The 9,743-nt window shown below is 48.4% G+C and carries 10 protein-coding genes and 1 pseudogene; 4 read left to right on the plus strand and 7 right to left on the minus strand.

The window, feature by feature from the left end:
- Positions 1-371: pseudogene (locus IQ219_RS11420) on the minus strand (mechanosensitive ion channel domain-containing protein); the annotation flags it as partial.
- Between the two features lie 305 nt (positions 372-676).
- On the opposite strand from IQ219_RS11420, the gene remA reads away from it, so the two are divergent.
- The gene (gene remA, locus IQ219_RS11425) at positions 677-946 is read left to right on the plus strand and encodes an extracellular matrix/biofilm regulator RemA (RefSeq protein WP_010874197.1); all 270 of its coding nucleotides are present in this window, start codon (positions 677-679) and stop codon (positions 944-946) included.
- Between the two features lie 6 nt (positions 947-952).
- Here the strand turns inward: remA and pgeF are convergent, their stop codons facing one another.
- From pgeF to IQ219_RS11445, 4 genes are all read right to left on the minus strand, one after another.
- The gene (gene pgeF, locus IQ219_RS11430; RefSeq protein WP_194072684.1) at positions 953-1,747 is read right to left on the minus strand and encodes a peptidoglycan editing factor PgeF; all 795 of its coding nucleotides are present in this window, start codon (positions 1,745-1,747) and stop codon (positions 953-955) included.
- Positions 1,748-1,923: 176 nt separating this feature from the next.
- Entirely contained in the window at positions 1,924-2,778 is an 855-nt protein-coding gene (locus tag IQ219_RS11435; RefSeq protein WP_194072679.1) for a TIGR00266 family protein, read from the minus strand.
- Between the two features lie 63 nt (positions 2,779-2,841).
- Complete coding sequence (locus IQ219_RS11440; RefSeq protein WP_194072680.1) at positions 2,842-3,522, minus strand: TIGR00266 family protein; 681 nt, start codon at positions 3,520-3,522, stop codon at positions 2,842-2,844.
- Positions 3,523-3,541: 19 nt separating this feature from the next.
- A complete protein-coding gene (locus IQ219_RS11445; protein WP_190599246.1) occupies positions 3,542-4,201 on the minus strand; it encodes a TIGR00266 family protein in 660 nt (219 codons plus the stop codon).
- Positions 4,202-4,552: 351 nt separating this feature from the next.
- Here IQ219_RS11445 and IQ219_RS11450 point away from each other — a divergent pair, with 351 nt between their 5' ends.
- Entirely contained in the window at positions 4,553-5,218 is a 666-nt protein-coding gene (locus tag IQ219_RS11450) for a M23 family metallopeptidase (RefSeq protein ID WP_190599245.1), read from the plus strand.
- Between the two features lie 51 nt (positions 5,219-5,269).
- A complete protein-coding gene (gene larB, locus IQ219_RS11455) occupies positions 5,270-6,067 on the plus strand; it encodes a nickel pincer cofactor biosynthesis protein LarB (protein WP_194072681.1) in 798 nt (265 codons plus the stop codon).
- Here larB and IQ219_RS11460 read toward each other — a convergent pair.
- Together IQ219_RS11460 and IQ219_RS11465 are read right to left on the minus strand one after the other, a co-directional pair.
- The gene (locus tag IQ219_RS11460; RefSeq protein WP_194072682.1) at positions 6,035-6,445 is read right to left on the minus strand and encodes a hypothetical protein; all 411 of its coding nucleotides are present in this window, start codon (positions 6,443-6,445) and stop codon (positions 6,035-6,037) included. The two genes, larB and IQ219_RS11460, sit on opposite strands and share 33 nt — an antisense overlap.
- A 162-nt stretch (positions 6,446-6,607) precedes the next feature.
- Positions 6,608-8,905, minus strand: coding sequence for a hypothetical protein (locus IQ219_RS11465; RefSeq protein WP_194072683.1), 2,298 nt, complete (start codon positions 8,903-8,905; stop codon positions 6,608-6,610).
- A gap of 399 nt (positions 8,906-9,304) precedes the next feature.
- On the opposite strand from IQ219_RS11465, the gene IQ219_RS11470 reads away from it, so the two are divergent.
- On the plus strand, positions 9,305-9,743 hold a 439-nt coding region (locus tag IQ219_RS11470), incomplete at its 3' end, for a WD40 repeat domain-containing protein (RefSeq protein WP_368667602.1).

Genomic DNA, 9,743 nt, shown 5'->3' on the forward strand with positions numbered 1-9,743 from the left:
CCCCCACTAACAAAATTACGAGTGACATTTTGCAGGCCTAAACCAATCCCTAGCCCCAGGGTGCCCCCCACCACCGTGAGGGAAGATAGGTTAACGCCACTAGTTTGGAGCATGGCAATGAACAAAAAAGAACCCATGCCATAGCTCAACAGATTGGCCACAATGTAGCGGATGCCTTGCTCATAGATAAAACGCCGCAGAATAATGCCCCGCAGAACCCGGTTGAGGTAGTGGGTTAAAACGAATATGGCCAGGGCCGATAGGACTAACTGGAACAAGTCCAACAGGGAAAGTTGGGTGCGCCCAAAATTCAGAGTGGTGGCGTCGAGGGTATCAAAAATTTTGGAGAAAGCAATGGCAACAAAGGGCATGAAAATTCCATGAAAGTTGACAAAGGCAAGTTCCCGTGGGGACAGCCATAAATATTTGGCAAATTGACGACAAATCCGCTGGTTAGACCTAGTTTTCCCGATTAATCTATCTCTGGATAGACGCGGAAAAAGACTTGAAAGTCGAAAGTAAAGGAAGGCATGGGCTGAAATTCGCCATAATTTAACTTAAGTTAACTAAATTACGGAACTAACAGCTATTTCCTCTTGAAGGCTAACCATTGCTTCTAATAAATACCTAAGCGATCATTTTCCCTTCTCCTCTCCTTTCCCATCCACCCTACTCTATGGAAATTCAACTCATCAACATTGGCTTTGGCAATATCGTTTCTGGTAATCGGGTTGTTGCCATTGTCAGCCCGGAATCGGCACCCATTAAAAGGATTATCAGCGATGCCAAAGAACGTAGTCAGTTAATTGATGCCACCTACGGCCGGCGCACTAGGGCTGTGATCATTATGGACTCTAATCAAGTAATTCTCTCGGCTATTCAACCAGAAACTGTGGCTAACCGTTTTGTGGTGGATAAGGATTTTAAAGAAAACGCGAAAAAGTAATCCACGTCAGCGGCTGACAATGCCCGACCATTGCACTTCTTTGGTGTGGGTACGGCGATAGGAGAAAAAAAGTTCTTCCATTTGGAAGGTGCAGTGGGGGGCCACCGCAATTTGTTCTGGGGCCAAACCTAAATCCAACAGTTGCAACTCATTAATACGGCGCACATCGAGGCGACATTTTTCTGGTTGTCCATCGGGCAATACCGGCGGATTGGCCATGGTGGATAAATAATCCCATTGCTGTGCTTCTGTGGTTAATCTTTGCACCGCAGGCACACTCTGACCCACTTCCAAGGCCACCCAGGGGTCCACTTGGTAGACCTCTCCGGCGATCGCCGGGCCAAGGGCAATGCGTAAATCCCTTAAATCACTACCTAGGGCGAGAAATCTGTCGATGGTTTTGGGCACAATTCTGGCTTTGGTACCCCGCCAGCCCGCATGAACCGCCGCCACCCGTTTACTAGTCAAATCACCGATCAACACTGGAGTACAGTCCGCACTGGCCACCCAGACCCCCTGGTGGGGAGCGTCACTAATCACGCCATCGGCCGGAGGATGAACACTATCGGGGGCAGGGGGATTTTGGCTAATTTCCTTTGCCGTTAGGGCCACGTCCCCATGCACTTGTTTGACCCGCAACGCTTTTCCTTGGGAGTCAAGATAATTGATTAGTACTTCGGGTAGCTGGGGATAGAAGGCCCTAGTGAAAAAGCCATGGGACCAAGGAGCCAACAAAGCACAGGTGAGATAGGGTGAGCCCTTGATGTTTTGCCATCCCCAGAGATTGTCCCCCATTGTCATCGGTCTAGCCAAAAAAGTTGTGATGTTTGAGTGGTTTTAATTTCGACGGCGGATCGGAAGTGGTGGAGGTTTCCGCCCTAATTTGTTGGCTCAAAAGCCTATTCTTAGTGCCCATAGCCTAATTTCACCTGGTCATCCTAGCATGGCCTAAGTTTTCCGTAAATCCGTTGATCCCCCTAATTAAGTCGGGGGAAACGTAAATTGAACAGAATTGATTGGATATAGTTCAAAAAGCTATTGGCCTGGCGGGCCTGGAGCCAAATTTTCCCCTGGCCGGTGAAGCGGCACAGTCGGCCCTTACCGCCCCACACATCCCCCCGTAGGCGATCGGTAGCTAGCCCTTCCTGTTTGGTCATTTCGTAATCCAGGGTATCTTCAAATGCAACAATATAATCAGGGTTATAGGCCAGGTTGCCATCGATGGAAATCTCCACCAAACCACCGTAGAGGCTAAACCACAAATCCCCCTGTCCGACTAAACGCAATAAAAAACTCTCGCTATCGTTATAAAAATGCTTCATGCTGGCGAAATTAGTGTCAATTTTCACCGTGGGTTGGCAGGCAAGGAAGTTATCTGCCCGTAGATAAATCCCCTTTTCTATGGTTAAAAAGTGATGACAAATATCGCCTGGTAGAGCCGGTGCCAATTGGAGGTGACCAACGTTTTGTTCCGCCGTAAATTGATTGAGAAATAGGGCATCTGTACCGAGAGCTTTGCGTAAAATATCCAGTAGCCCTCCCCGTAATTTGTTAACGAAGAGAATATAACGGTCCATGGTGGTGACTACGTTGGCATCGACAAAGACAATTTGACCGGGCTTTATAGTCAGCTCCAGGGTAGCGTACAGGACATGGCCGTTAATGCTGTAGGGAAGATTAAATTCATCATCCATGGGACGCCCTTGACTGTCCGCCCCTGCTTCCCGGGGATGGGCAAAGAGATGCTGGGTGTAATCCTCTTCCAAATCCTCTTCAGGATCAATCTGTTCCAGACTTTGTTCGAGCTTTTCTAGGGATTCTTCTTCCATCATGGCGGGACAGGTTTTAGTTACAGGGCAATGGCATTAGTGGTTCCGACTTGTGATTTTACTGATTTAGCGCAGTTTGAAGTTTTCTGGTTTGAGCTGGTGACCCACTTCCTGGGCAAAACTGCGGGGACCATGGGTTTGGCAAAAAATTGTACCTGTGCCACTAAATTCATAGAGAATTTCTTGCTTGGGCACTAGACGTTTGGGCCATGGACGCAACTCCTGATATTGCTTGACTTTGAGGCTATTATGAAAGGCCACCACATGGTCAGAGTTGACAATTTGTTTGCCATTCACTTCCAGGGAATACATGGCCCCAAAGGAACTGATCAACACATCTCCAACGCCCACCAAACTTAGCCAGGAATAGGGTTCTTTTTTAGCGGCGGATTTGTAGCCCATGAAAATGTCCACCTTACCATCGGATGCCAGGTAGGAGCTCTGGCGCACAATTAATTTCCTGCCCCCCAGTTGATAGTGCCCCAGGTTGCCCACCAGCGCAGGGGCTAAGTAAATTTCGCCGCCATTTTCCCCGGCTTGATAATTGTTTAAAAACATGGTTTTAATTTGATTGCCCCGGCTGGTCTGTTTCCCTCCCCCATCGCTGGTGCGCCGCACGGAACTTTGCACCGAAATATCTTGACTCATGGCAATTAAAGAGCCATTCTGGGCCGCTAATTCTTCGTTGGCCTCCAGGATTACCCTGGCGATCGCCGTTTGGGGGGAATTGAGAAGTTTAATTTTCATAGGGCAGGCTGGGGAAAAATCAGCGCAGTCGTAGCCGGATAAAACGACCTAAACTACTTAAACTGCGGGATTGCCAATAGATATTGCCGGTGCCCTGTAAACGGGAACTCAGCCCCCGACCGGACTGCAGATCACCGATAATTCCCCTGGGGAAATTAACTTTGAGCTTAAGCTTGGGTTGAAACGCCAGTAAATGGGAATGTTCCACCACAAAACTCTGGGGGCAGGATAACTGGTTGAGGGTGCCGTAACTACCAAGGAAGACGCGGCCCTTGCCCTGGAGTTTCAAACCGAATAAACCCTGCCCCGCCCACCAACTGGAGAAACCAAGCCAATGCATCCCCATATTGACACCGCTGGTATGGGCAACATGCACTCCAGGGTTGATGAATATGCCATTTTTGGGTAATTCTAAGCGAGTCAAATTTCCTGGTAGGGCTTTGCCTAAGGTAAAACTCAACGGTTGATCGGTGGGGTTATGGATGGCGTTGACCATTAAGTTTTCCTTGCCCAATAAAAACCTAGCCAGGGCCCTCAGCCAGCCTCCTCCACACAGCCGGCTAATTATCAGTCCCCCATCCATGCTAATTAGGGAACCGGGGTTAATGTAGAGCCGTTCCTTGGGTTTGAGGGTAACGGCCAACACCGAGTTGGGATAGTGGCGAATTTTGTAGAGCACGGCTCAGCAGGGGAAGAACAACAACGGAGCAACATTGATTCCATTTTGAACCAATTAGCCTCAATCTATACCAAACCAAGACTAATTTGACGGGGCTTAAAACTTAAAGTCAGTAGCCTAGGGGCGCGCTGTAAAAGTGCAATTCTCCACAGAAAAATCTCGTTGCAATCCTCCATTTACTGAAGAGACTTTTGCCAAATGCTTCCCCATCAGGGGCGGTGGAAGCATTAATGATCATTTTCGGGCTTTTTGAACATACCCGGCTATGTCTCCAGAGATAGGTTGACCGTCGCCAGGGGACAATTCTGGGCATACACTAGGGAGCAGTGTGAAACGTGTGAGGATTGTGCCATGAATTCTTTCTGGGGGACTTGTCGTCAAAAGCATTGGTTAAATGGAAATTTACCCAAATCCTTGGGCAAAAAACGTCGGCGACGGCCGTTCATAGTTCTCCTCGCTTTGATCCTAGCCAGTAGCGCCTTAACCATTGGTTTAGCTCCCAATAACCAGGCCACTGCCCAATATGCTCCGGTGGCGACCAGTTCCAGTAATCCCTGGCAGTACGCTTCTTTTCCAGTGGAAAATTTTCAGCAATATACTTCTGGGTTTGGTCCCCGCCGGGCCCCCACTGCTGGAGCTAGCACTTTCCACAATGGTTTAGACTTGGCCGCTCCCCTGGGAAGTTATATTCGTAATTGGTGGCATGGCACAGTGGTGGAAATGTCGGACCATACCGGTTGTGGCACTATGGTACGGATTCAATCCGGTGCTTGGCAGCATACTTACTGTCATTTAATGGGACGGGTGGAGGTCCACCAGGGCCAAAGGTATTTGGTCGATCGCCAGGGGGGCATTGTGCTTCAACAGGGGCAACAGGTGGTAGCAGGAATGCGCATTGGTCGGGTGGGGATGACGGGCCGCACGACGGGACCCCATCTGCACTGGGAACTGCGCCATAACGGAGTTTTAGTAGATCCGGCCCTAGTGCTACAGGCCATGTACGGCGGGGCAATCTAGCCCAAATAGGCCAGAATGGTCAATGGCCCTGTTTTTCAGTTTTCTGCACCGATGACCCCAGACTCCCTCCAACAATTACTCGCGGCGATCGCCAGCGGCCACACCAGTAGCCAAGAGGGTTTTGAGCAGCTTAAACATCTCAGCTTCCAGGCGATCGATGATTTTGCCAAAGTGGACCACCAACGGCAACTGCGGACGGGTTTTCCGGAGGTGGTGTGGGGCCCCGGTAAAACTCCAGAACAAATTGAGCAAATTGTCCAAGCCTTAGCGGTGCACAATCCGGTGGTGATGGTGACTAGGGTGGAGCCGGCGGTGGCGGATATTTTAGGAGAGCGCATTCCCCTGTTGCACTACTACGCCCAGGCCAAAATCTGCGCATTACTGCAAACCCCTTTACAGGTTAAGCATCCCGGCACCATTGGCATACTCAGTGCGGGCACCGCAGACTTACCTGTGGCAGAGGAAGCGGCCACTACAGCGAGTCTGTGCGGTTTCAAAGTGGAAAAACTCTGGGATGTGGGGGTGGCAGGCCTGCACCGGTTATTAAGCTATCGGGCCTTAATTCAGTCCATGGATGTGTTGATTGTGGTGGCAGGTATGGAGGGGGCCTTGCCCAGTGTGGTGGCGGGGTTAGTGGACTGCCCTGTGATTGGAGTACCCACCAGTGTCGGCTATGGCACTAGTTTTGGCGGCGTGGCTCCCCTGTTAACCATGCTCAATTCCTGTGCGGTGGGGGTAGGGGTGGTTAACATTGATAACGGCTTTGGGGCGGCCATGTTGGCCGGACAAATCCTCCGCACCGGCGATCGCCTAAAATCAGCTTTGCCCCACGGTGGGCAGGGCCGCTAGGAGGGTTGTGACGCAATGGCGAGCTTTGTCGTCTAATTTAGTCCAATCCACCTCCCCTTGGTCATTGAACAATTGTTGGTCTATTTCCGCCGTGAAAACTTCATCCTCGTCCGGTAGTTGATCCCCAAAGAGCTGGGGCTGGTAATTGGCAAAACACACCTGAAAACATAAATCCCAAATGTTGACCCCATAGGTTTGTCCCTCATTTTCCAGAATTAACCGATGCCCCGGTATGGGTTCCTCCACCTCTTCGTAGCGACTACGCCAAGAACAGTTTTCCAAGCCTTGCCGCAGATGGTCAATGGTGCGGATTAGGGCTGGTTGCATGAGGCAATCCGCCTGTTCCCAGGCCTGGACTGTGGCAAATTCAGGTTTCATTAGTTCGATAGATTAAAATGCTTGGGACTAAACCCTTCCCTGCCATGGTACCAGTGGCCATATCCGGGGGGAATTACAACGGTGTTCAAGGGGATTTCGTCGGACAGAAAGCTCCGTTTTCGGGATAAACTTCCTGGGAAAAATCAACGGACTCCACAACGTCTAAAGCCGCAAGGTCAAACCCACATAGGGGCCATTTAAATTCAGGGAAAAGTCAAAACCATTGTTGCCATTACCCTGCCCGTATTTCAAACTATAAAATTGGTAGCCCAACTGGATAGCCACGTTTTTCCTTAAATAGTAATCTAGTCCTAAAATAGCTTTCCAGTTCCAATCCGCCTCCCCCGATAGGTCAAAGCCGGACACATCCCCCCGGAGCCAAAGGGCCAAGGTATCCGTTAACTGCACCCCCAATTTCCCCCCCACCAAGGGATTAATCCAGGTACGGCTAGCGGTTTCATTAATTTGGAATTGTCCCCCCAGGGAAATTAGAGAACTGTTGTAGTTGTAGTTAGTAGTCTGGTCCAAGGCGAGGCTGAGATTGATTAACCTTGCTCCGATGTAGGGTTCAAACCACCACTGGGGATAACTTCGGTTTTGGGACCCTGAACCGTAGACGGGACGGGCGTTGCCAAAATGGTAGCTAATGGCTAGATCAACAGTGGTTTCGCTAACGGATAAATCAGTGTTGGTATCAATGCTTAAATCCCGTTGCCCTGCCCCGTAAAGTTCAGCCTGAATGGCGGCAATTACCTCCTCTTCGTTGGCTAAAATTTGGTCTAATTCGGCTAAATCTTGTAATGTATCAGCAAAATTTGCATTATTTTTGAGCGATTGCAGGGTATTCAATGCGGTTTGTAGTTGCACTAGGTTTTCCTTGGCATTACTGTTTTGGAGGGTCTGGATAATTTCCCCTAGGTGGGAATCCTTAATTTCCTCGAGATTGGCGATCGCCTCCCGCACTTGACCCACCCTCTCCCTGGTTTCCGCCAATTTTTTCTGCAATGCTCCGAGATCTTCCCTGGAACGCAGATTAGCAATGCGGCTTTGAATTTCCGTCTGTAGGGTACGCACCGCCTCCAACTTATCCTGGGCTGTTTCGACCCGATCAATAATATTTTCCAAAGTGGAACGGTCCCGATCGCCCTCAATTTGTTTTATTTTATCCAGTCCCCCCAGGGCAATTTTGGCCAAATCCCGGCGGTCAATTTCTTCTAGGGGTAATGTGGCCAGCAATTGTCTAGTCTCTTCCCGCAGGTTTTGCAACTGGGAAGCAAAGGTTTGGATTTCCGTCACCCGTTGTTGCACCCGGTCCTCTAAACGATCAATGGAACCGATGGCACTGTCCCGAAAACCCTGGATGGTGCCCAAGGCGGTCTGGAGTTGGGTTAACTTTTGTTCGATTTCCCGTTCACCAAGGTTCCCCTCCTCCACCATTTTTTTCAGTTCATTAATTTTTTCCGCCCAGGCTCCGATGGCCTGTCGGTCAACAGCATTACCTAGGGCTTGCAGCGTTTCAATTTTGGCCGAAGCTGAGGCGATCGCCGCCATCAACTCCTGGCGATCGGGAGCCGCATTACGCACCTGTTCAAACTCAGATTGAATTTGGGTGAGACTTTGGTTAATATCACTTTTCTTTTGCTGCAAAATGACCGACTGATCGGCAAGAATGCCACTAATTCCATTCAAACGATTATTTATATCTGTGTTGAGTAAATAATTGATTGGACTAAAAGATGCTAAACCGGGAAAATTGTCCCGCTGACCGGTGGATGCTCCTTTTAAATTGTAATAAAACCCATCTAAAATAATGCCCCAATTACCGTGCCAAGCTTCGACTCTGCCCCCAGCATAAACTGTTAATCTCTCCAATATGTCCGCAGTGGTAAGGTGATAATCACCCTGAACTCCCCTAATTCTGGCTGACCCATAGGCGTTAATGGGTATGATGGCACCGGGGGTAATAAAAACTTGCCAACTATCATTTTGGGCTGTGTTAACTGTTGGTCTAGGGCTGGACTGTTCACTATTTTCTGTGTCGGTCAACTGTTGGGTAATGTCCTCCGGATAGGAATTTTTTTCTAGAGTTATTGCTGGTAAAAGAATTTGTTCTTCCTTCTTTGTGGACTCGATTAACGCTTGGGCTGTAGGCTGTTCTAAGTGTGCTGTCTGGCTCTTTAAATCTTCGGCAATTGAGGCACTGTAATTCAGGTTATCGTTGGAATTGAGAGAGGTTTGCCCTGGTTCCTGGTTTAATTCAACAGTGCTCAAATCAGCAAGATTTTCTACTACAAAGGGCTCCAATTGAATTGAATTTTCCAATAGTAAGGCATCATTTAGTTCCGCCGTAGCAGGGGTAAAGTTGGCAAAATTGAGAATTTCATTAGCTAAAACAGAGCAGGGAATTATTCCTGGCAAACTAAGCGTAGCGAAATAAAATAGCCAGCGAAACACCTTCATATATTTTAATGATCCAAAATAAATCGAAAGGAATTAAAAATAGTCTTAATAAATTAAATAAATGTAAGCTAATTTGTCAACTAATGACAAACTGTTTATCGGTTTTGTGGTCAAACATGGCTAGTGCGAATGTGACCAATTTTATGTATTTTAGTGGCATTTTTTCGGCATGGTAATTTTAATATAAATTGCTTGAGAGTCCATTCTAAAAGGCGAAAAATGAGAATTAATTGTCCCTAGACATCTTATTAAGAGGGAAGATCAATAAAAATTCCTCGCTGTTACTGGAGCTCCAGTGGGTCGGTTTAAAAGGCGGACTAAAAGCTTATAAAAGGACCCTAAGTAACGCCTATTATAATTAAGTAAACACAAATTTTAGTAACTTGACTATTTTTTAAGATGGATAACTATTTCTCCCGATTGAAAAAACTTTCTGGCCCCGTTACATTTTTTTTGACTGTTGCCTGTTTAGTTTATCCAGGTGAGAGTGCCCGCGCCAATGGCAGCGCCCCTAACCCCTATGTGGTGGCTCAAACTGGGGCCAGCCCATCGGTAACGGTGGAAAATCTCAGCGGTTTTCAAGGAATCATTACCGCTCTCAATGTTACCCCCGACGGTGAATACTTAGCCGTTGCTACGGCGGACAACCAAATCACCCTGATCAATTTAGCTAACCAAGAGGTGGTTTATAGCCAAAGGAGTCCGGTCAATAATTTTGCCGATTTGGCTGTCAGTGCCGACGGCCAATGGTTGGCGATCGCCGCTGACAATAATGTTGATATACGCCGGGTGCGGGACGGCATGAGGGTGAAATCCCTGGCTGGGCACACAGAGAAGG

The organism is Synechocystis sp. LEGE 06083 (assembly GCF_015207725.1).
Lineage (GTDB): Bacteria > Cyanobacteriota > Cyanobacteriia > Cyanobacteriales > Microcystaceae > Synechocystis > Synechocystis salina.